The sequence below is a fragment of the Allopusillimonas ginsengisoli genome (genome assembly GCF_004153455.1).
Lineage (GTDB): Bacteria > Pseudomonadota > Gammaproteobacteria > Burkholderiales > Burkholderiaceae_B > Allopusillimonas > Allopusillimonas ginsengisoli.
On the sequence record NZ_SDQE01000017.1, the window covers coordinates 21,719 to 43,955 of the forward strand.

Consider the following 22,237-nt stretch of genomic DNA (forward strand, 5'->3'; position numbering starts at 1 on the left):
AGCATAGCTGTGCGTATGTATTTGAGGATAAACAGGATTTTATCGCACCTTGGTCATATCCATTTAAAACGGGCCACTAGCCTGTTTGACCCTGCTCAAAAAAACCGATGAATCACCTATTTTCAGGCTTACAAACAGTTGAATATAAGCGGCTAGTCTGTTATTGTTTCGCCATCTTACATGAGAATCATTATTATTTAAAACCGCCTGCCAATTTCGGCCGGCGGATTTTGTTTACCCCCTCTAGCCGGAGATCCCCTATGACTTCCCCGATCGGATCACAGCCGTTGTTCCGCACCCTTGTTCTTGCTGGCGCATTGGCATTGTCCTCCTTGTCAGGCGTTGCCAGCGCCGCTGATGTCAACCTGTACACCACACGCGAGCCCGGGCTGATCCAGCCCTTGCTGGAACAGTTCACCAAAGACTCGGGCATCAAGGTCAATACTGTTTTCGTCAAAGACGGCCTGATCGAACGCGTCAAGGCTGAAGGCGACAAATCTCCCGCCGACGTACTCATGACTGTCGATATCGGCAATCTGCTGGATCTGGTCGAAGCCGGGGTTACCCAGCCGGTCGACTCCAAGGTGCTTCAGGACACCATTCCCGCAAACCTGCGTGGCGCCGACAACCATTGGTTCACGCTGTCCCTGCGCGACCGCGTAGCCTATGTCGCCAAGGAACTCGACCTGGACGCCATCACCTACGAAGACTTCGCCGATCCCAAATGGAAGGGCAAGGTCTGCATCCGCTCGGGTCAGCATCCGTATAACACCGCGCTGATCGCCGCCATGATCGCGCACGACGGCGAACAGGCCACCGAAGAATGGCTGCGTAAAGTCAAGGCCAACCTCGGCCGCAAGGCTGCAGGCGGTGACCGCGATGTCGCGCGCGACATTCTGGGCGGTATTTGCGATGTCGGTATCGCCAATGCCTACTATGTGGGCCGCATGAAAAATGCCGAACCGGGCAGCGATGCGTACAAGTGGGGCGAAGCCATCAAGGTTGTGCGTCCTACCTTCGCAAACGATAAAAGCCGTGGCACGCACGTCAATATCTCCGGCGCCGCAATTGCCAAGCATTCGCCCAATCGCGATAATGCCGTCACACTGCTTGAATATCTTGTTTCCGACACCGCGCAAAGCATGTACGCAAAGGCCAACTACGAATATCCCGTCAAAGACGGCGTTGAGCTCGATCCAGTCGTTGCCAGCTTCGGCAAGCTGATCATCGACCCGCTCCCGCTGACAGAAATCGCCAAACACCGTAAACAGGCAAGTGAGCTGGTAGATAAAGTTGGCTTCAACAATTAGTCACAAGGCGGGAGCCGGGTGGCCGGCAGCGGCCTTATTGATCGCTGCCTGCGTTCTGGCTCCCGTGCTGGCCCTTGGCTGGTTTGCATTGCAGGGGGCGGCAGGTCACTGGTCACATCTTCTGCAGTTTGTCTTGCCCACGGCATTGGGCAATACATTATTGTTGCTGGCTGGCGTTGGCGTTGTTGTCACCTGTCTGGGTGTGGGCAGCGCCTGGCTGGTCACCGCGTATGATTTTCCTCTGAGAAACACCTTGTCGTGGGCACTGCTGCTCCCTTTGGCCGTGCCCACGTATATCGTGGCATTTGCGTATCTCGACATCCTGCATCCCATCGGCCCCGTACAAACGCTGATACGCGAGCTCCTGGGTTACGATAGCCCCCGCCAGTTCCGCCTGCCCGATCTGCGGTCCCTATCCGGCGCCATATTCCTGTTGGGCGTGGTGCTGTACCCCTATGTGTATCTCAGCACGCGCATCATGTTCGCCACGCAATCGGCGGCCCTGCTGGAAGCGGCCCGCGTGCTGGGCGAATCAAGTCGAAGTGTTTTTTTTCGTGTGGCCCTGCCCATGGCTCGTCCCGCAATCGCGGTCGGTGTAAGCCTGGCATTGCTCGAAACGCTCAACGACATCGGTGCTTCCGAGTTTCTCGGCGTTCAAACCCTCACTGTCTCGATCTATACCACCTGGGTTACGCGTAACGACCTGGCCGGCGCAGCACAGATCGCACTGGCCATGCTAGTCATCGTCGCATTGCTCATCGTGGCCGAGCGATACGGGCGACGGCGCCAGCGCTATGCGGGAACCCAGCGTACACGAGCTGTGCAGGCAATACGCCTGTCAGGCCTCCCGGCGCTGGTGGCGTGCCTGCTGGGTATCCTGCCCGTGCTTATCGGCTTTATTGCGCCTGCCCTTTATCTGCTCAACGAAACCATCAAGCGCATTCATCGTGTAGGTAACGTCTCGGATCAACTCTTGCGCAGTGCCTGGAATACGGTGACCATCGCGCTGGTGGCAACCCTGCTCACACTGGCCTGTGGCCTGGTGGTTGCCTGGGCCGTCCGATGCGCCAGGCAGCATTCGCGAATCGCCGAAAAGCTCGCACAAGCCGGCGCACGCGTGGCCACCTGTGGCTATGCCCTGCCGGGCACGGTTCTGGCCATCGGCCTGCTAATGCCACTGGTGTTCGCAGACCGGGTGCTATCGAACGTGTGGCAATGGCTGGGCAATCCAGACCCTGGTCTGCTCATCATGGGCTCGGGGATAGGCTTGGCGATCGCCTACGTCATCCGCTTTCTTGCGATTTCGATTGGCGGCATCGAGGCCGGCTTGGCGCGTATCCCGTCTTCCATGGAGCAAGCCGCCCGGCTGCTGGGTGAAACGCCCTCCGGCGCGCTGCGGCGCGTTCATCTGCCGCTGCTGCGCCCCGCGCTGGGCGCCGCGGCACTTCTTGTTTTCGTGGACGCCATGAAAGAGCTTCCTGCCACGTTGCTGTTGCGGCCCGTAAATTTTGATACGCTGGCAACATGGCTGTACGCAGAAGCCGCCCGTGGCACCTACGAAGAAGGTGCCGTTGCGGCGCTGGCCATCGTCGTGGCGGGGCTGATACCTGTTATTCTGCTGGCCCGCACGCAATTCAAGTCTCACTAGCTCGCTTTATCTACAACCATGTCCACCCTGCTCTCGCTCGATCACATCTCTCTTGCCTACGATACGACCAACGGTCAGGTTACGGCCGTGCAGGATCTCACGCTACAGATTGAGAAAGGCTGCATCGCCTGCCTGCTGGGTGCTTCGGGCTGTGGCAAAACGACGGTATTGCGCGCCATTGCCGGATTCGAACCCTTGCGTTCCGGCAGCATAGCGCTGGATGGCGCGGTGCTGTCCAGCGTGGAGCGTCGCATTGCGCCCGAGCACAGGCGCGTCGGCATGATGTTTCAGGATTACGCCTTATTCCCTCACCTGACGGTGGAACGCAATGTGGGATTTGGGCTGCGTCGCTGGGATAAGCACAAGCGCGCCCATCGCGTGCAGGAGCTTCTTGAACTCATCGGACTGCAGGGATCCGCCAAGCGTTATCCGCACGAACTTTCCGGTGGCCAGCAACAGCGTGTTGCCCTGGCGCGCGCCCTGGCGCCGGGGCCTGAAGTCCTGCTTCTGGACGAGCCTTTTTCAAATCTGGATATCGACACCAGAGAGCATCTGGCTTTCGAGGTACGGGATATTCTCAAGAAAACGGGCCATACCGCCATCCTGGTCACCCATAACCAGGCAGAAGCCTTCGCCATTGCCGATCGCATCGGCATCATGCAGGAAGGATCCATCGTGCAATGGGACAGCCCTTACGGCCTGCACCACAATCCCGCTACCCCATTTGTCGCCAACTTCATCCGGCGCGAGGCCCTGATGGCGCAACGCGCGCAAGCCTACCTGCGTGGCGAGGCCTCCATTCAGTAAGGCGGCTTTTGATCCAGCCCCAACTCATTGCACTTGCGCGTTAAGGTATTGCGGCCTATTCCCAGGCGCTGTGCGGCTTCCATGCGCCGACCCCGACTATAGTCAAGCGCCGCCTCGAGCAATACACGCTCGAACTCCCGACCCAGTGTCGCCATGATGGCTGGCTCATTACGGGCCAGTCTCGTCTGAGCCTCCTGCTCCAGCAGGCTAAGCCATGGCGCCCTGTCCTGCGCCGCCTCATCCGATTCCGTCGACAGCGCATGAACGTCGTGCTCGACATCGTGCTGTTTCTCGGTTTGTCCGGAAACGGCAAGCGGTCGTCCGGCGAAAGCCTGGCTTACGGACAAGAGTTCTGGAGGAAGGTCTTTGGCCTCGATGACCTGACCCGATGACATCACGGTCAGCCATTGACAGAAGTTTTCCAGTTGGCGGATATTGCCGGGATAATCGAATTCAGACAGCGCGTGCAGAGCATCAGGGGTCAGTTTGCGTTCGGGAACGCCCAGCGACTCCGCGCTGTTCTTCATGAACAAATTGACCAGCGCCGGAATGTCTTCTTTGCGTTCGCGCAAAGGTGGCAAACGCAGACGGATGACATTCAGGCGATGAAACAAATCCTCCCGAAACCGCCCTTCCGCGACCCGTTGCTCCAGGGGCTGATGCGTGGCTGCCACGATGCGCGCATCCGTCTGGATAGCCTGAGAACCGCCGACGCGATAAAAACTGCCTTCCGCCAGCACGCGCAACAAGCGTGTTTGCAGATCAAAAGGCATGTCGCCAATCTCATCCAGAAAAAGTGTTCCGCCCCGCGCCTCTTCAAATCGTCCGCGACGCTGCTGGGTTGCGCCAGTAAATGCGCCGCGTTCGTGACCGAAGAGCTCTGCTTCGAGCAAATCCTTGGGAATGGCCGCCGCATTCACGGCAATAAACGCGCCGTCAGCCCTATTGCTATGCTTGTGCAGCGCACGCGCCACCAACTCCTTGCCGGTACCGGATTCACCGGTGACCAGCACAGTGACGTTAGAGGCGGCCAGGCGCCCTATGGCCCGAAAGACTTCCTGCATGGCGGGCGCCGAAGACTGCATCATCAGCCGCTCGGCCGTACCAGCAACGGCGGGTGACGCGGGGACGGTGGCGGCCAGGTTGGTGGTAGTCTGTAGCGCGCGCTGTATCAACGCTACCGCAGCATTGACATCGAAGGGCTTGGGAAGATAATCAAACGCCCCCTTCTGGAAAGCGGCAACGGTGCTGTTAAGATCGGTAAACGCCGTCATGACAATCACAGGCAAGGCAGGATGCTGCTGCTTGATGCGATGCAGCAAACTCAGCCCATCCAGGCCCGGCATTCTTATGTCCGTCACGAGCACCGCCGGCGCGGCATCCTGGAGCTCATCCAGCATCTCGCTGGCCGCCGCAAAGCCTCGGGCAGGAATGGACACGCGTGCAAGCGCTTTTTCAAGCACCCAGCGAATACTCTGATCGTCGTCGATGATCCATACAGATTTCATACATGCTCCAGTGGCAGAATCATCCGGAATTCCGTATGACCGGGCTGGGTGTCGAACGCTACGATGCCGCCATGCTGCTGGACGAATTCCTGGGCCAGGCTCAGCCCCAACCCAGTGCCGCTGGCACGCCCCGTTACCAGGGGGTGAAAAATCTTGTCCTGCAAGGCTGGCGGCACTCCGGGTCCATTGTCGACGACTGACACGATCAGCCCCATTTTGGCCTGGTGCCCGCTCAGCAGCAATTGGCGGCCCACGCGGGTGCGCAGGATCAGGTGAGGTGTTTCCTCCTGAGGAGACTCCGTCAGGATTTGCGCTGCGTTGCGCGCGATATTCAGCAGCGCTTGAAACAGCCGCGAAAAATCTCCCAGCAGCTCAGGCACCGATGCATCGTAGTCTCGCGTGAAGGTGATAGCCGGAAACTCTACGCTCAATAGCGTATGGACGCGTTCGCAAGCCTCGTGGATATTGAACCACGATTTTTGCAGGGAACTGCCTTGCGGGGAAATCAGCCTGTCGACCAGGCCAGCCAGGCGATCCGCCTCTTCGATGATTACCTGCGTGTATTCGCGCAGCGCATCATTGCCTAATTCCGCGTCAAGCAACTGCGCCGCGCCGCGTAAGCCGCCCAGCGGATTCTTGACTTCGTGCGCCAGATTGCGCAGCGACTCGCGTTGCGCAGTCAGCTCATTGCTGAGCTGTTGATGCCTGTCCAGCAGAATATGATGCTCGATGACGCGTACTTCTGCCAGCGCAGCCCAGGGCTGCTGATGCAAGGGCACGATGGCCAGGCTGATGGCTTCTTGCCGGCCCCAGCGCTCTATCATCAAATCTTGCCGCAGTATGCCGAACTTGCCTGCAATCGCATCGGGCAGGCGATCGGCCAGCGCTGAATCGGTGTCAAACAAGCGCTGTGCGCACAGGCCTGCCAGTTGCCGGCGAGACATGCTGAACAGCTCTTCTGCGGCGGTGTTTGCGTGTTCTATCCGGCCGTCACTGCCCAGAAACAGAACCGCCGTCGAGAGCAAATCGTAACTGGCTACGTGCATGGTTCCGTCCGGATAATGCCGCCTGGGGCGACTTGACGCCGCCCCGGGCAGGCTGCCTTACAGGCTGTAGTACATATCGAATTCGACGGGATGCGTCGTCATGCGCAGCCGCGTGATCTCGGCAGCCTTGAGTTCGATATAGGCATCCAGCATTTCATTGCTGAACACGCCGCCACGTGTGAGGAACTCGCGGTCGCGATCCAGCGCGTCGACCGCCTCTTCGAGGGAAGCGCAAACGGTCGGGATCTTTGCATCTTCTTCGGGCGGCAGGTCATACAGGTTCTTGTCGGCCGGGTCGCCAGGGTGAATTTTGTTTTGCACACCGTCCAGGCCGGCCATCATCAAGGCGGAGAACGCCAGATAAGGGTTGGCCAGCGGATCGGGAAAGCGTGCCTCGACGCGACGGCCCTTGGGGCTGCCAACATAAGGAATACGGATTGAGGCGGAACGGTTCCGAGCCGAGTAAGCCAGTTTGACCGGTGCTTCAAAGTGCGGGACCAGTCGCTTATAAGAGTTCGTACCCGGGTTGGTCAGCGCGTTGAGCGCCTTGGCATGTTTGATGATGCCGCCGATGTAGTACAGCGCGAATTCCGACAGGCCCGCATAGCCATTGCCCGCAAACAGGTTTTGGCCGTCCTTCCAGATGGACTGGTGAACATGCATGCCTGAACCGTTATCGCCCACAATAGGCTTGGGCATGAAGGTCGCCGTTTTGCCATAAACATGTGCCACGTTGCGAATGGTGTACTTCATGATTTGGTTCCAGTCCGCACGCTGCACCAGCGTACTGAACTTGGTGCCGATTTCAAGCTGGCCCGGCGCAGCGACTTCATGGTGGTGGATCTCGACCGGCACGCCTTGCTGCTCAAGCAACAGAGACATTTCGGAACGCATGTCCTGGAAGGAGTCGACGGGCGACACCGGCACATAACCGCCCTTGACGCCGGGACGATGGCCCATATTGCCGCCGTCCATGTCCATGCCGCGCGACCAGGGGGCCTCTTCAGACTTGATCTTGACAAAGCAACCCGACATATCGTCATTCCAGGTCACCCCATCGAATACAAAGAACTCTGGCTCGGGACCGAAATAGGCCGTATCGCCCAGGCCGCTGGACTTCAGATAAGCTTCGGCGCGCTTGGCCAGTGAACGAGGGTCCCGACTATAACCCTTGAGATCGGAGGGTTCGACGACATCGCACGTCAAATTCAACGTGACTTCTTCACGGAAGGGATCCAGGCGGGCGGAACCCACGTCAGGGATAAGCAACATGTCCGATGCTTCGATCCCTTTCCAGCCGGCGATGGATGAGCCGTCGAATGCGACGCCTGTTTCGAGCTTTTCTTCGTCGACCGCATGCGCAGGCACGGTCAGGTGATGCTCCTTGCCAAGCGTATCGGTAAAGCGGAAATCAACAAAAGTAACTTCGCGATCGGCAATCAGTTTGACGACTTCTTCTGGACTGGACATAAAAGCTCCTGGAGCGATATGGATTCAAATTCAAAAACGGTGACACAGTGCATTATGCAAAATGCATGCCAACTTTCTGGGCAAGGCAAGGCCCCGAAAATCAGCGTATGGCGCATCGCGGCCAGCGAATTTCACCATTATGGTGCATTGAGCACCATAATGGTGCACACTTTGGTGCAAAAAAATGTATGCGCGCTGTATCCGTGGCTTTGGCATGACGAGCGCGAATTCTACATGCTGCACATCACGCCAGAAACTCCGCCTGCAGGTCGTTGAGAAACCGCCACCCTAATTCTGTGGCTTTCAGCCGCGCTGGATCAGGATCAAGCAAGCCTCGCGATATTGCATGCTCAATCGCTGGCATGATGGTCAAAATTGATTGCCCCGTATGTTCGATGAATAAAGCGCGAGGGACACCCTCCTTCAGGCGCAGGACATTCAGCATGAATTCAAAACCCATGTCCTGCCAGGGGATTTCGCGATCCTCGGCGAGATGGCCGCCGTCACGCTTCACGGCCTTTTCCATCCAGGACTTTGGGTTGCGCAGCCTGGCCTGACGCACAATGCGGTCGTGAAATGACAGTTTTCCATGCGCGCCGGGGCCGATGCCCAGGTAATCGCCAAACTGCCAATAATTCAGATTATGGCGGCACTGCTGACCGGGCTTCGCATAGGCGGAGACCTCATAGCGCGCCCAGCCCCCTGCAGCCGTGACGTCGGTGATCAGTTCCTGCATCGCTGCGCTCTCATCATCATCCGGGACGACAGGCGGGTATTTGGCAAACACCGTGTTGGGCTCCAGCGTCAGGTGATAAAGCGACAAATGGCCCGTTCCGAACGCCATGGCCTGCTGCACATCCTGTTCACACGCCTGCAGGGTCTGGCCTGGCAAGGCATACATCAGATCAAGGTTGACCCGCGCTACCACCGATTGCGCTGTATCGATGGCGCGCCGGGCCTGATCGCCATCATGGATACGCCCCAGCGCCTGGAGCGCGCTGTCGTTGAAGCTCTGGATACCGAGCGATATGCGATTGACGCCGCTGGCGGCATAATCGGCGAAACGGGCCGCCTCAACCGTGCCCGGATTGGCTTCAAGGGTGATCTCGGCGTCCGGCAACAGATTCAGACAGGCCCGAAACATGGCCAGCATCTGATCCATCGCGGCGGCAGACAGCAGGCTGGGCGTCCCCCCGCCAATAAAGATCGAAATCACCTGCCGCCCCCAGACCAGGGGCAAGGCCTGTTCCAGGTCGGCCTGCAAGGCAGCCAGATACGCCTGTTCGGGTAAATCGCCACCCAGCTCGTGCGAATTGAAATCGCAATAAGGGCACTTTCGTACGCACCAGGGCACATGAACATAAAGCGACAGCGGCGGAAGCCCGCGCAAGAGAGTGGGCCTGTCGCCACCAACGGGCATAACCACGCGCGAATGGGGCCCCACGCTACCTACCGCTGACCGGGGCTTGACCGATGGCGGCGCATTACGCCCGCCCGGGCCAGGCCTGCGGTTCGTCTGTCGCGACGGCGAATCGGGCTCCGTGTCGCCGTTTATGGGCGTGTCATCAATCATGGTATTTGCCATTGTCTGGAGTGTCTGCGTCCGTTACACCGTGCGTTCATGCAAACCGTGCAGCAGTGTTTGCAAAGCCTTGGCGCGATGGCTCAGGGCGTTCTTCTCGGCAGCGCTCAATTGCGCGACCGTTTTCCCTAAATCGGGCAGAAAAAAATGCGGATCGTAGCCGAACCCGTTCTCGCCACTCGGCACATCAACAATTTCACCATTCCAGCGCCCTTCGGCGATCAATGGCGTAGGATCTTCGGCGCTGCGGACATACACCAGCAGCGCAACATAACAGGCGCTTCGATCCTGTTTGCCGTCAAGCTGGGCGACCAGATGCTGGTTGTTGGCGGTGTCGGACTTCTCTCCACCCGCCATTGCCGCATATCGGGCCGAATACACGCCTGGCGCCCCATTCAGCGCGTGGACGCATAATCCCGAATCGTCGGCCAAGGCGGGCAAGCCTGTCAGCCGGCTGGCGTGTCTTGCCTTGGCAAGTGCATTTTCGACAAAGGTAGAAAAAGGCTCTTCGGCCTCGGTGACACCCAGTGCGCCCTGCGCCACCATATCGATACCCGCCTGGGCCAAAATGGCGGAAAACTCTCTCAGCTTGCCCGCATTGTTTGAGGCAAGCACAACTTTTTGTGTCATGGGGTGTTCTCTGTGGGAAGAATGGATTCCGTGGCCGGATCGGCCGCAAGCTTGGCGGCCACGCCGGCACGCTCTGTATCTTGTGCATTCACGGCGGCATCTTTGACCAGCAAGGACACGAGGTCCTTGGCAAACACTGGCAACTTGTCGAACTGCCGCACGCAAATATGCAGCCGTCGCAACGACCACTCGTCGTTCAGCGAGATGACCGCCAACGGCAGGCCTTGCACATAGCGCCTCGCCGCCGATTCTGGAATGATACCGATGCCGACATGCGCGGCGATCATGCGACAAGCGGCCTCAAAGTTACTGACCTCAACACGAAACCGGAGCACCCTGCCCAGATCGTCGGCAGCCTGCAGTAAAAAGCTGTGAATGGCGCTTGCCTCGGACAATCCAACATAATCCCAGGCCAGGGTTTCGTCAAAACCCACGGCATCGTGGCCCGCCAGCGGATGGTCCCGATGCGTCACGAGCACCAGCCGATCCGTGCGATAGGGCAGGAATTCTATGTTCTCGCCACCGCTGCCCTGCGCGGTGATGCCGATGTCCGCCGTACCTTCCGCGACAGCCTTGACGATGAGATAGCTGAGACGTTCACGCAATTCGACATTGACGTCAGGATGGGCGCCCAGATATCGCGCCAATACAGTAGGCATGAATTCATTCATGGCCGTGGTGTTGGCAAACACGCGGATATGCCCCTTTACGCCGCTGGCGTATTCGCGGATGTCCCCCCGCAGATGCTCGAGCTGGCGCAGAATAATGCGGGCATGGCGTATGAACGCTTCTCCGGACGGCGTCAGCGTAACGCCCTGGCTGTTGCGATAGAACAGCGCGGTGCCCAAATGCTGCTCAAGATTCTTGACGCGATTGCTCGCGGCAGGCAGCGATAAAAATGAACGTTCCGCGCCTTTGGTCATGCTGCGGGCGCCAGCAACATTTACCATCAGTTGCATGTCGATAAGGTCGAAGTGCGCGGCCATTGGATCTTCTCTTCAGTAATTGCAAAGCCCCGCTTAAGCAAGCAATAATTGGCAAGCGGCAGCGCTTGGGGCACAGTAGCACTACTTCTATTGTAATGAACCCAGAACCTCAAGCCATGACATCCCAGCAAAACGATTTCCAGGACATACGCGACGCCATCCGCGACCTTTGCGCACAGTTTCCCGCAGAATACTTCCGTAAAGTCGACGAGGAGCGTGGCTATCCCGAAGCATTCGTGAATACGCTGACCGAAGCCGGCTGGCTGGCCGCCCTGATCCCAGAGGAATACGGCGGGTCGGGGCTGAGCCTGACAGCCGCCTCTGTCATCATGGAAGAAATTAATCGCAATGGCGGCAACTCCGGCGTCTGTCACGGGCAGATGTACAACATGGGCACGCTGTTGCGTCATGGATCGGAAGCGCAAAAAAAGCAGTACCTGCCCCGCATTGCCAGCGGCGAATTGCGCCTGCAATCCATGGGCGTAACCGAACCCACCACGGGTACAGACACAACCCGGATAAAAACCACCGCTGTGCGCCAAGGCGACCGTTATGTGATCAATGGCCAGAAGGTCTGGATTTCTCGCATTCAGCATTCCGACCTGATGATACTGTTGGCCCGCACCACGCCGCTGGACCAAGTCAAGAAAAAATCCGAAGGCATGTCGATCTTTCTGGTTGATCTGCACCAGGCCGTTGGCCACGGCATGGAGGTGCGCCCCATCCCCAATATGGTCAACCATGAAACCAATGAGCTCTTCTTCGACAATCTCGAGATCCCCGCCGAAAACCTGATCGGCGAAGAAGGAAAAGGCTTCAGGTACATTCTGGATGGCTTGAATGCGGAGCGCACCCTGATCGCAGCCGAATGTATAGGCGACGGGCACTGGTTCCTGGACAAGGTATCCGCCTACGTGAAGGAGCGTATTGTTTTCAATCGCCCTATCGGCCAGAATCAAGGCGTGCAGTTTCCCATTGCCCGCGCCTACATCAATGTCGAAGCGGCCAGCCTCATGCGTTACGAAGCCTGTCGACTTTTCGATGCCCACCAGCCTTGCGGCGCGCAGGCGAATATGGCCAAACTGCTTGCTGCAGATGCCTCCTGGGAAGCTGCGAACGCCTGCCTCCAGTTTCATGGCGGTTTTGGCTTCGCCAACGAGTACGATATAGAGCGTAAATTCCGGGAAACACGGCTGTATCAAGTTGCCCCTATTTCGACCAATCTGATTCTGTCCTACGTGGCCGAGCACGTTCTGGGCCTGCCGCGCTCCTTCTGAGCCTGATAAAGAGGATCTTATGAGCCATCCCAGCGCCGACCTGGCCACCTTTGCCGCCAACCTTGCGTACGACGACATTCCGGCCACCGTGCTGCGCCGCGCAGAAGACCTGCTGCTGGACACGCTGGCCTCAGTGCTGGCCGGATCAAGTGCCCGCGCGGTTCAAAGTATTGCCAGATTCGCAGATGCCATGGGCCCGACCAGCGGGCCTGCCGAAAACATGGTTACCCGCAAGACCAGCAGTCCCCTGTTTGCGGCTATGGCCAATGCCGCAGCCGCTCATATGGTCGAGCAGGACGACGTGCACAATGGTTCGGTATTCCATCCCGCCGCCGTCGTGTTTCCGCCCGCCATTGCCACCGCCCAGGCACTGGGGCGTTCGGGCAAGGATTTGCTGGTGGCCTGTGTCGCCGGATACGAGGTAGGCATACGGGTCGGCGAATTCCTCGGCCGCTCTCATTACAAGATTTTCCATACAACAGGCACGGCGGGCACGCTTGCCGCCGCCGCTGCAGTGGGCCGCCTGCTCAACCTGAACTCCGATCAAATGCTCAATGCCTTTGGATCTGCGGGTACCCAGGCGGCCGGCCTCTGGGAGTTCTTGCGCGATGCCGCAGATTCCAAGCAGCTGCATACAGCCAAGGCCGCCGGCAACGGCCTCATGGCAGCTTACCTGGCGCACGATGGCTTTACCGGCGCCCACCGCATTCTGGAAGGATTGCAGGGCATGGCGGCGGGTATGTCCAGCGATGCCGATCCGGCCAAACTCACGGATCGCCTGAACGAACGCTGGACCGTCCTGGAAACCTCATTCAAATACCACGCTTCTTGCCGGCATACTCACCCTGCGGCGGACGCCCTGCTCGAGATCGTGCAAGCGCACGCTTTGCAGCCGGATGACATCGCCAGCGTCGTTGCTCATGTGCATCAAGGGGCGATTGATGTCCTGGGGCCTGTCGTCAACCCCACCACCGTGCATCAATCCAAGTTCTCCATGGGCACCGTGCTGGGCCTTATCGCCACCCATCGCCGCGCCGGGCTGTCAGAATTCGATGCGGGGTTCAATGATGAAGCCATCAAGGCATTTCGCGATCGCGTCACCATGGAGCTGGATGCGGAAGTAGACCAGGCCTACCCGGTTCAATGGATAGGCAAGGTCACGGTGCATACACGCGATGGAAAAACGCTGGACGCCCGGGTGGATGAGCCCAAGGGCGACCCTGGCAACACCTTGTCGCGTGACGAAATCGAAGACAAGGCGCGCCGCCTGGGTACCTACCGTAACGCGGCCAGCGCCGACGAAGTCCAGGCCATCATCGACAAGGTATGGCAGATGGCCGAGATGCCGCTTTTGGGCCGATTCATCGACTAGCTCAGGCTGCGTCCAGCGCCTGTTTCTGTAGATCAATCAGGCTGGCGATACCAGCCTGGGCCATATCCAGCAGTTCGTCCAGCGCCCTGCGCTCGAAGGTCTGTCCTTCGGCGGTACCCTGAACTTCCACAAAATGGCCGGCGCCAGTCATGACAATATTCATGTCTGCACCGCAACCCGAATCCTCGACATAATCCAGATCGAGCACAGCGTGTCCCTGGAACAGGCCTACGGATACGGCCGCAACATGATCCAGCACAGGATTGACCGCGAGCGTGCCGCTGTCGACCAAGGCGCGCACGGCGAGCGCAGCAGCCACCCAGGCGCCGGTGATGCTGGCGCAGCGTGTGCCGCCGTCGGCCTGAATAACGTCGCAATCCAGGTGCAAGGTACGTTCACCCAACGCCTCGAGGTCAAACACGGCTCGCAGACTGCGTCCGATCAGGCGCTGGATTTCCTGTGTGCGCCCGCTTTGCTTGCCTCGCGCGGCCTCGCGGTCTGATCGCGTATGCGTGGAGCGCGGCAACATACCATATTCGGCCGTCACCCAACCTTGCCCCTTGCCCTTGAGAAAGGGAGGAACCTTATCCAGGACACTGGCATTGCAAAGCACATGCGTATTGCCGGCGCGTATGAGCACCGAACCTTCGGCATAGCGCGTGTAGCCGGTTTCAATAGTGATGGCGCGCAGCTCATTGAGCTGGCGGCCGGAAGGTCGTGCAAACGTAGCGCTAATCAGATCAGACAAAAACAGCCTCTTTGATAATAAGTAGAAAAATATTCAGCGTTATTCAATGTTTTGCGCCTGCTCGCGCAATTGTTCTATTTGGAGTTTGAGATTGATGGCCGCATGCGTCACATTCAGCGCGCCTGCCTTTGACCCCAGCGTATTGGCTTCGCGGTTCATTTCCTGAAACAGAAAATCAAGGCGCTTGCCTACGCTGCCCGTGCTCTTTTTTCCGCCGGCACCCTGCTGTCCGCCGCCTAGCAGATGTCGCAGCTCGGCGATGTGCGAGCGCAACCGGGAAAGCTCCTCTGCAACATCAATGCGCATCGCGAACAGCGCACCTTCCTGAGCGATGCGCGCCGAAAGCTCCTCGCCACTGATCTGTGCAAAGCCATCAGGATTGACAGCCAGCAGCGCATCACGCAACTTGGAGACGATCTTTTGTTGATGTTCGGCCAGGACGGCAGGAAGGTCTTTTTCGACCTCGTCAACAATGACGGCGGCAGCGGTGGCGCACTCAAGCATCATTGCGGCAAGTCGCTGTCCCTCGCGTTCCCGGTTGGCCTGAAGTTCAGCCAGCGCCTGACCAGCCGCTTGCTGACACATGGCGACCCAGGCCTCGCTATCCATACTGCTACTGTCCTGGTTGCGGACAGAAGACACAAGCTCGAATAGGCTTGGCGCCGCCACATCGGGGATCAGGCGACGTGCATGGTCCAGCTGATCTGCAATCAGCGCAAGACGCGCTTCATCCAGCGTAGCGTCCGTATCGGATTCGGCACGACTGTAGTTGAGCCTGATCTCGACTTTGCCGCGCCGCACGTGCTGCCCAAGAAGCTCACGGATCGGGCCTTCCGCCATGCGCAGATCTTCGGGCAGGCGAAAGTTGACATCCAGGTAGCGGCTGTTGACACTGCGAAACTCGATACTGACGCTGCCAAGGGCAGATTCCGCGCGTGCACTGCCAAAAGCGGTCATGCTGCGTATCATGGACAAAGGTTCCTGTATTGAAATAAGGGTACACGGAGGGCGCGCCAAGCGTAGACGCCGCAGCAAACCGACGTAGCGCGCCAACCGGCTATTGTAAGCGGTGCCCGGCCACAGGATGGCCAGCAACGATCCTCGAGCCACGCCATTACCTGAAGGATATGTCCATACCGCGGACAGTCGTAAAGACCACCGAGTGCCGACAACCAAAAAAAACCAAGTGATCGATATAAACGACCATCTCATGGACACTCGAGTCCATAGATGATTGACACCATTATTTCATAATGGAACCATCACTTAGAACCAACACTCAATCAACTGATGCCAGGTTTCCAGGCGAATATCGCCAGTTATCGCCGGATTCAGGCAAGACTTTTACGCAGTGTGATGCGGATACGCTTATGATTTCCAGACTTGTAGCCACAGCAACAGAAGCGCTGGCTGATATGCCGGACGGCGCCACTGTCATGATAGGCGGATTCGGCACGGCCGGAATGCCCGTACAACTTATCGACGCATTGCTTGAGCAAGGTGCGAAAGACCTCACCGTCGTCAACAACAATGCCGGCAACGGCACGACAGGGCTCGCTGCCCTGCTCGATGCAGGGCGCGTGCGCAAAATTATCTGCTCGTTTCCGCGCCAGGCCGACTCGCAGATATTCGATGGGCTGTACCGCAGCGGCAAGATAGAACTTGAGCTGGTTCCCCAAGGCGATCTGGCCGAACGCATCCGGGCCGCAGGCGCTGGCATTGGCGCTTTCTACACGCCTACCGGATACGGCACGCCATTGGCCGAGGGCAAGGAAACCCGCGAGATCAACGGACGCCAGTACGTGCTGGAATACCCTTTGCACGCCGACTATGCCCTGATCAAGGCCGAGCGCGGCGATCGCTGGGGCAATCTCGTCTATCGAAAAACGGCTCGAAACTTTGGCCCTATCATGGCCAGCGCCGCGCGAATCACTGTCGCACAGGTACGCGAAACCGTTGAACTGGGCGAGCTGGATCCCGAGAGCATTGTGACCCCCGGCATTTTCGTGCAGCGCGTCGTGCAGATCGACGCCACGACTTCAGGCAGTGAGCAACCATGAGCAATAAACTGAGCCGCGACCAGATTGCCGCCCGTGTCGCACAAGACATTCCCGAAGGCGCCTATGTCAACCTGGGCATCGGCCTGCCGACACTGGTGGCCAACCATCTGCCGGCGGGGCGCGAAGTCATCCTGCATACCGAAAATGGCATGCTTGGCATGGGCCCCGCGCCTGCGAAAGGGCAGGAAGACTACGATCTGATCAACGCCGGCAAACAGCCCGTCACCGAACTGCCTGGCTGCGCCTTCTTTCATCACGCGGATTCCTTTGCCATGATGCGTGGCGGCCATCTCGATATCTGTGTGCTGGGCGCTTTCCAGGTTTCCCGACATGGCGACCTGGCAAACTGGCATACCGGCGCGCCCGACGCCATTCCCGCGGTGGGCGGCGCCATGGATCTGGCCATGGGCGCGAAAGATGTCTTCGTCATGATGGAGCTTCTGACACGCGATGGCCACAGCAAGCTGGTGGAACAATGCACCTATCCGCTGACCGGAATACGCTGCGTGTCACGTGTGTATACCGATGTGGCCGTGTTTGATATCCGTACAGAAGGCATCGTGGTCGTGGACATGTTTGGCGAAAACCGCCTGGGCGATTTGCGTAGCCTGACCGGCTTGCCGCTGCTGGGCCGCTGATCATACCGCGCGGGCGGGCGCCTGCTGCGGGATGCAACAGGCTAAAATGGAAAGCTTGCCCTTGGGGCCGCCTTTTGTCCATCGAAACATGATTTCCCGCCTTCGCCTCGTTTTTGACAACTTTACGCTTATCCTGATCGCGGTTGTGGCAGCCGCCACTTTCATTCCCGCGCAGGGCATCGGCGCTGTCATTTTCGGCTGGGTCACCAACCTGGCGATTGCATTGCTGTTCTTCATGCACGGCGCCAAACTGTCACGCCAGGCGATTGTGGCAGGCGCGATGCACTGGCGCCTGCATCTGCTGGTGTTTTCCTGCACTTTCATCCTGTTCCCCCTGCTGGCGCTCGCATTGCGCCCGCTTCTGCTACCGCTGCTGGGAGACCCGCTATACCTCGGCGTCATCTATCTTTGCGCCCTGCCCGGCACGGTGCAATCGGCCATTGCCTTCACATCCATTGCACGCGGCAACGTTCCGGCCGCCGTTTGCAGCGCGTCGGCATCAAGCCTGATTGGCATTGCGGTTACTCCCCTGCTGGTCAATTTGCTCACCAACATAGAGGCCAGCGGCACAGTCTCCACGCTGGATGCCATTGGGCGCATCAGCGTGCAATTGCTGCTGCCCTTTGTCGCAGGCCATCTCATGCGGCCTTGGATAGGCGGATGGATGGACAACAACAGGCGCTGGCTGAAGAACGTGGATCAGGGCTCTATTCTGTTGGTTGTCTACACAGCCTTCAGCGCGTCGGTCATAGACGGATTGTGGAAACAAGTACCGCCCTCTGCCCTGCTCGAGCTTACCGCTGTATGCTGCGTTCTGCTTGCCATCGCGCTGTTTGTCACCGCCAGGCTGTCACGCACCCTGGGATTCAATGTCGAAGACGAAATCACGATCGTCTTTTGCGGCTCCAAGAAAAGCCTGGCGACTGGCGTGCCGATGGCGCAGATCCTGTTCACCGGTGCGGCGGTCGGCCCTGCCCTGCTTCCCGTGATGATTTTCCATCAAATACAGTTAATGGTCTGCGCCGTCATGGCGCAGCATTATGCGCGCCGTAACAACCCGGCCATGGCCGCCTGACAGGATCATAAACTGCATGACACCTCCTTTAGCGCTATTTATTCTGGGACACGCCGGTGTCGGCAAGTCATTTCTCACCACGCGTTTTATCCAGGCGCAAGACGCCGCGAGCCGGGCCTGGTGCGTGCTGGATAAAGATGTGGTCAGCGAGAGCTGGTCTGGCCCGCTGTTGCAGGCGCTGGGCCACGACCCCAACGACCGCGACAGCCCTGCCTTCAAGGCTCACGTACGAGATTTGGGGTACCTGAGCACGCTGCGCATCGGCCGCGACCAGCTGGAACACGGGTTGAATGTCATCTTTCCCGGCCCCTGGAACCGGGAGTTGGCTTCAGGGGCTCTGTTTTCAGCGTCGGCGCTTGGCCTGCCGGCAGACACCCGCATGCGCCATGTCTGGCTGGAGCTGCCCGAAGCAGTACGCCGCGAACGCATCGCGCTCAGGGGCGACCCTCGCGATCAATGGAAGCTTGACCACTGGCATGAGTATGTATCGGCACTGCAACGGCCCGATGCTGTCGAACGAGGGCGCATCACGGTACTGGACGCAAGCCAGCCGCTGGCACATCAGCTTGATGCCCTGCACGCGCTGGTCGCCTGACCCGACAGGCTGTCACAGGCTCACTGTGCGCCAAGCGAAAGCGAGGCCTTGTATCCCGCGAGCCGCTACCCTCGCTGTCAGGCAACAGCGCAGGACTGCTTACTTTGCAAACACATAATCCATATTGGCAAAGGACTTGAATTCCAATGCATTGCCTGATGGATCAAGAAAGAACATCGTGGCCTGCTCGCCGACCTCGCCCTTGAAACGGATATAAGGCTCGATCACGAACTCTGTGTTGGCGGCCTTGAGCTTTGCCGCCAGCGCTTCCCACTGATCCAGCGGAAGAATGGCGCCAAAATGCCGGACGGGTACCTGTTTGCCATCCACCGAACTCGAATTGCGATGGCCAGTTTCTTCTGGCGACAAATGAGCGACGATCTGGTGGCCGTAGAAATTGAAATCAACCCAGTCTGCCGAGCTGCGGCCTTCAGGACAGCCCAGCAGGTCCCCATAAAAGGCGCGGGCCTCGGCCAAGTCATTGACGGGAAAAGCAAGGTGGAATAAAGGCAAGGATGTGCTCATTTGGAGTCTCTTCAGTCAACGTAACAGTAAGGAGAATATCAAAATCCTGACGCAACAGATTTTTTTGAATCTGGCAGGCTACCCGGCGGCGTTTCCGCGCGATCCTGCTGTCGACGTATCTTGGGATGGGCGGCGGCGCCAGAGACTGTGCCAGGCGCTGCAACGGCTGTCGATGCAGGCGTGCCTGCCGGCGTCGGCGCAGATCCCGGCACCGGAGGCCCGGCAGTCACCGCGGAGGGCACGTCTGGGTGTTCCAACGGCTCTGGCATCGGTGGGGCAGGCTTTGGAGGAAAGTCTTCTTCGTGTATCCATTCGCGCCACACTGCCACCAGCAGCGCCATGAGCACGGGCCCGACGAAAAGCCCGACCAGTCCCATCGTCTGCACCCCGCCCACCAGGCCAAAGAACGTAGGCAGGAAAGGCAGTTTTACCGGCCCGCCGACCAGCCGAGGCCTCAGCGTTTTGTCGACGATGAATAGCTCGATCGTTCCCCACAAGAACAGGCCCAGGCCCGCCATGGGGCTCCCGGAGCCAACCAGATACAAGGACACCAGCGTAAACGAAAGCGGTGCGCCACCAGGGATCAATGCCATGAAGCCCGTGACCGCGCCCAGCAGGACGGGTGATGGCACGCCGGCAATCCAGTAAGCAACGCCCAGCACCACCCCTTCGCCCAATGCAATCAGCCCCATCCCGGTGACCGTGGAGTTGATGGTGGCTGGCACTACGCGGGAGAAGCGCTGCCAGCGCCCCGGTACGATGCGTTCGCCCACAATATCCAGCTGCCCCAGCAGCCGCGCGCCGTCCTTATAAACAAAGAACAGCGTAATCAGCATGAAAATGACGGTCAGCAACAAGCGGAAAATATCGCCTGTTGCCGACAGCAGCATGCGATAGATATTGCCCAGATGCTCGCCACTGACGATTTCGACGACCTCGCCCAAAGCATGCGGTTCACCCAGATAGATTTCCCAGTACTTGGACAGGTGCTCGCCGATGAGGGGCAAAGCCGGGATCCAGGGGGGCGTGGGCATGCCATCCCGGTTGGCGGTCAGCATCCAGCCGATAAAACTGCTGGCCTCGCGTATGGCGTACGTCAGCGCAAACGACAAGGGCACAACCAGCACCGTAATGACGATGAGCAAGGCCAATGTCGCCGCCAGCGGCTCGGAGCCCCCGCAACGGCGCAACAGCCGGCGATAAAGCGGCCAGCTGGCCAGGCTGATGATGAGCGCGGCGAGCACTGGCACCAAAAAGCCGCGCAGGAAGTAAAGCCCAACAAGCACGACCAGCACCAAGAGCCAGCGTGCGATCAGGCGGGCGGGCAGGACAGGTTGCATAACAGTTTGATTATCGGTTTTTTACGGAAATTGCGATGGAGCCTCAAGAAACCGACGATAGCACGGAATTGTTTCAAACACGGCGCATGGCTGGCAGAAATGTGCAGCCACCCGCCGCGCACTCACTGCATGGCCATGGCGGCAGTGTCCCAGCCTCCGCCAATTGCACGTATCAGATCGACCGCCACATGCGCCCGCTCGCCATCCAGTCTGACGGCGGCCTGGCGCTGCTGGAGGACGGCGCGATCCGCATCAATGACATCCAGATAGGCGACCGAACCCTCACGATACTGAATGCGTGACAATTGAGCCGCCCGCTCCGCGGAGCGCACCGCCTCATCCTGTACGCCCGTCTGCTCGCTCAGAATCCGCAGGCCAGACAGGCCATCTTCCACCTCCTGGAACGCCTGGAGAACGGTTTGCCGATAATTGGCGACATCCTCTTCGTACCTTGCCTGCGCATTATCCAGCCCGGCCGCCCGCCGCCCGCCATCGAAAATGGGTAAGGACAGCGCCGTGCCGACCAACGGCCCCAGCAAAAAGGCGCGACTGCTCCAGTCGAACAAATCGCCCAGACTGGATGACTCGTAACCGAAGGCACCAGTCAGCGTCAGTCGTGGGAAGAAGGCTGCCTTGGCAGCACCTACCCGCGCATTGGCCGCCGCCATGGCCCGCTCGGCCGCCGCGATATCGGGGCGCCGCTCAAGCAGCGACGATGGCAACCCAGCGGGAATCTGCGCGGTGACGCGATCCAGCGGGTGCTCCGCCATGGCAAACGCGGAAGGTGGCTCGCCCAGCAGTATCGCAAGGGCATGCTCCGCGGCAGCCCGCTCCCGTTTGATCGCCAGTGATTGCGAACGCGCGGACGACAGCTCTGTGCGGGCGCGTGCCAGATCCAGCTCGCTGATTTCACCCGCGTCATAACGCTGCTGAACAAGTTCCAGCGTTTTGCTGCGCAAGGCCACCGTGCGCTCGAACAGCGTTTGCTCCGCGTCCAGCCGTCGAATACGAAAATAGGCCTGTGCCACATCGGCCTGCAAGGCCAGTCGCACTGACTGGAACAAGGCTGCGCTCTGCTCGGTGTTTGCCGTGGCCGCATCAACGCCGGCGGCCACACGGCCAAACAGATCCGCTTCGTACGACACGCCGGCCTGTGCCCGCCACAATGTGACAGGTGAGTTCTCCGCGTCTTGTGACAGGCCTTGCGATGCGTTGGATGCACGTTGACGCGTAGGCCCGATCCCTACGTCCACCGTAGGAAAACGGTCCGATCGCGCATCACGCTGCAAGGCGCGAGCCTGTTCCACCCGCGCGGCGGCAGCCTTCAGGTTCTGATTGGCGTCCATCGCACGGCGCTCCAGATCGTCCAGGGCAGCGTCCTGAAAGATGGCCCACCACTGCCCGCGCTCAAGGGCATCGGCGGGCTGAGCGGCTTTCCAGTGCTGGGCCGCCTCGGGCGACAACGTTGCTTCTTTGAACGCGGCCGGCATGTCTACATCAGGCCGCTGATAAGAAGGGCCGACCGCACAGCCGGCCATGGCGAGCGCCAGCCCAGACAGACCGGCAAGTACCCGCAAGCGTTTAATGAACATATTCACAATATCCTGTTTCTCTAATAGC

At 59.2% G+C, this 22,237-nt stretch carries 20 protein-coding genes and 1 pseudogene; 10 read left to right on the top strand and 11 right to left on the bottom strand.

From position 1 onward, the window contains the following. The first annotated feature begins 260 nt into the window (after positions 1-260). Genes ERE07_RS20060 through ERE07_RS20070 form a run of 3 tightly spaced genes read left to right on the top strand, consistent with a single transcriptional unit; the run spans position 261 to position 3,765 of the window. Complete coding sequence (locus ERE07_RS20060) at positions 261-1,310, top strand: Fe(3+) ABC transporter substrate-binding protein (RefSeq protein ID WP_130010810.1); 1,050 nt, start codon at positions 261-263, stop codon at positions 1,308-1,310. Then, entirely contained in the window at positions 1,294-2,958 is a 1,665-nt protein-coding gene (locus tag ERE07_RS20065) for an ABC transporter permease (protein ID WP_245153808.1), read from the top strand. Before ERE07_RS20060 ends, ERE07_RS20065 begins: the two co-directional genes overlap by 17 nt. An 18-nt stretch (positions 2,959-2,976) precedes the next feature. Further along, complete coding sequence (locus ERE07_RS20070; protein ID WP_130010812.1) at positions 2,977-3,765, top strand: ABC transporter ATP-binding protein; 789 nt, start codon at positions 2,977-2,979, stop codon at positions 3,763-3,765. Here the strand turns inward: ERE07_RS20070 and ntrC are convergent. Genes ntrC through glnA form a run of 3 tightly spaced genes read right to left on the bottom strand, consistent with a single transcriptional unit; the run spans position 3,759 to position 7,789 of the window. Then, positions 3,759-5,273: a nitrogen regulation protein NR(I) gene (ntrC, locus tag ERE07_RS20075; protein WP_130010813.1), complete on the bottom strand. Its 1,515-nt coding sequence runs from the start codon at positions 5,271-5,273 to the stop codon at positions 3,759-3,761. The two genes, ERE07_RS20070 and ntrC, sit on opposite strands and share 7 nt — an antisense overlap. Then, positions 5,270-6,319 carry a nitrogen regulation protein NR(II) gene (gene glnL, locus ERE07_RS20080; RefSeq protein WP_130010814.1) on the bottom strand — a complete coding sequence of 350 codons (1,050 nt, stop codon included), beginning with the start codon at positions 6,317-6,319 and terminating at the stop codon, positions 5,270-5,272. Before glnL ends, ntrC begins: the two co-directional genes overlap by 4 nt. Positions 6,320-6,376: 57 nt before the next feature. Next, entirely contained in the window at positions 6,377-7,789 is a 1,413-nt protein-coding gene (gene glnA, locus ERE07_RS20085) for a type I glutamate--ammonia ligase (RefSeq protein ID WP_130010815.1), read from the bottom strand. Between the two features lie 18 nt (positions 7,790-7,807). On the opposite strand from glnA, the gene ERE07_RS20090 reads away from it, so the two are divergent. Then, positions 7,808-8,065 (top strand): hypothetical protein, encoded by a 258-nt coding sequence (locus tag ERE07_RS20090; protein WP_130010816.1) that lies wholly within the window; start codon positions 7,808-7,810, stop codon positions 8,063-8,065. Here the strand turns inward: ERE07_RS20090 and hemW are convergent. From hemW to ERE07_RS20105, 3 genes are all read right to left on the bottom strand, one after another. Next, positions 8,034-9,209 (bottom strand): radical SAM family heme chaperone HemW, encoded by a 1,176-nt coding sequence (gene hemW, locus ERE07_RS20095; protein WP_130010855.1) that lies wholly within the window; start codon positions 9,207-9,209, stop codon positions 8,034-8,036. The two genes, ERE07_RS20090 and hemW, sit on opposite strands and share 32 nt — an antisense overlap. A 186-nt stretch (positions 9,210-9,395) precedes the next feature. After that, on the bottom strand, positions 9,396-10,001 hold the full coding sequence (rdgB, locus tag ERE07_RS20100) for an RdgB/HAM1 family non-canonical purine NTP pyrophosphatase (protein WP_130010817.1): 606 nt from the start codon (positions 9,999-10,001) through the stop codon (positions 9,396-9,398). Next, positions 9,998-10,987, bottom strand: coding sequence for a LysR substrate-binding domain-containing protein (locus ERE07_RS20105; RefSeq protein ID WP_130010818.1), 990 nt, complete (start codon positions 10,985-10,987; stop codon positions 9,998-10,000). The genes rdgB and ERE07_RS20105 overlap by 4 nt, the downstream gene beginning before the upstream one ends. 116 nt (positions 10,988-11,103) lie before the next feature. On the opposite strand from ERE07_RS20105, the gene ERE07_RS20110 reads away from it, so the two are divergent. After that, entirely contained in the window at positions 11,104-12,264 is a 1,161-nt protein-coding gene (locus ERE07_RS20110; RefSeq protein WP_130010819.1) for an acyl-CoA dehydrogenase family protein, read from the top strand. Between the two features lie 19 nt (positions 12,265-12,283). After that, entirely contained in the window at positions 12,284-13,636 is a 1,353-nt protein-coding gene (locus tag ERE07_RS20115) for an MmgE/PrpD family protein (RefSeq protein WP_130010820.1), read from the top strand. A 1-nt stretch (position 13,637) separates the two neighbouring features. Here ERE07_RS20115 and rph read toward each other — a convergent pair whose 3' ends face one another. Together rph and ERE07_RS20125 are read right to left on the bottom strand one after the other, a co-directional pair. Continuing rightward, positions 13,638-14,384 carry a ribonuclease PH gene (rph, locus tag ERE07_RS20120; protein ID WP_130010821.1) on the bottom strand — a complete coding sequence of 249 codons (747 nt, stop codon included), beginning with the start codon at positions 14,382-14,384 and terminating at the stop codon, positions 13,638-13,640. A gap of 39 nt (positions 14,385-14,423) precedes the next feature. After that, on the bottom strand, positions 14,424-15,353 hold the full coding sequence (locus ERE07_RS20125; protein WP_130010822.1) for a YicC/YloC family endoribonuclease: 930 nt from the start codon (positions 15,351-15,353) through the stop codon (positions 14,424-14,426). 401 nt (positions 15,354-15,754) lie between these two features. On the opposite strand from ERE07_RS20125, the gene ERE07_RS20130 reads away from it, so the two are divergent. The 4 genes from ERE07_RS20130 to ERE07_RS20145 all read left to right on the top strand — a co-directional run bounded on the left by ERE07_RS20130 (position 15,755) and on the right by ERE07_RS20145 (position 18,752). Then, positions 15,755-16,444, top strand: a complete 690-nt coding sequence (locus ERE07_RS20130; protein ID WP_130010823.1) for a 3-oxoacid CoA-transferase subunit A — start codon at positions 15,755-15,757, stop codon at positions 16,442-16,444. Continuing rightward, positions 16,441-17,082, top strand: coding sequence for a 3-oxoacid CoA-transferase subunit B (locus tag ERE07_RS20135; protein ID WP_130010824.1), 642 nt, complete (start codon positions 16,441-16,443; stop codon positions 17,080-17,082). The genes ERE07_RS20130 and ERE07_RS20135 overlap by 4 nt, the downstream gene beginning before the upstream one ends. 88 nt (positions 17,083-17,170) lie before the next feature. After that, a complete protein-coding gene (locus ERE07_RS20140; RefSeq protein WP_130010825.1) occupies positions 17,171-18,157 on the top strand; it encodes a bile acid:sodium symporter family protein in 987 nt (328 codons plus the stop codon). A gap of 16 nt (positions 18,158-18,173) precedes the next feature. Continuing rightward, positions 18,174-18,752, top strand: a complete 579-nt coding sequence (locus ERE07_RS20145; RefSeq protein ID WP_167671026.1) for a P-loop nucleotide/nucleoside kinase family protein — start codon at positions 18,174-18,176, stop codon at positions 18,750-18,752. Between the two features lie 99 nt (positions 18,753-18,851). On the opposite strand, the gene ERE07_RS20150 is transcribed toward ERE07_RS20145, so the two are convergent. From ERE07_RS20150 to ERE07_RS20160, 3 genes and pseudogenes are all read right to left on the bottom strand, one after another. Next, entirely contained in the window at positions 18,852-19,277 is a 426-nt protein-coding gene (locus ERE07_RS20150) for a VOC family protein (protein WP_130010827.1), read from the bottom strand. Positions 19,278-19,582: 305 nt separating this feature from the next. Further along, positions 19,583-20,617, bottom strand: a pseudogene (locus ERE07_RS20155) (AI-2E family transporter); the annotation flags it as partial. Positions 20,618-20,739: 122 nt separating this feature from the next. Next, a complete protein-coding gene (locus ERE07_RS20160) occupies positions 20,740-22,209 on the bottom strand; it encodes an efflux transporter outer membrane subunit (protein ID WP_130010828.1) in 1,470 nt (489 codons plus the stop codon). Positions 22,210-22,237: the final 28 nt, after the last annotated feature.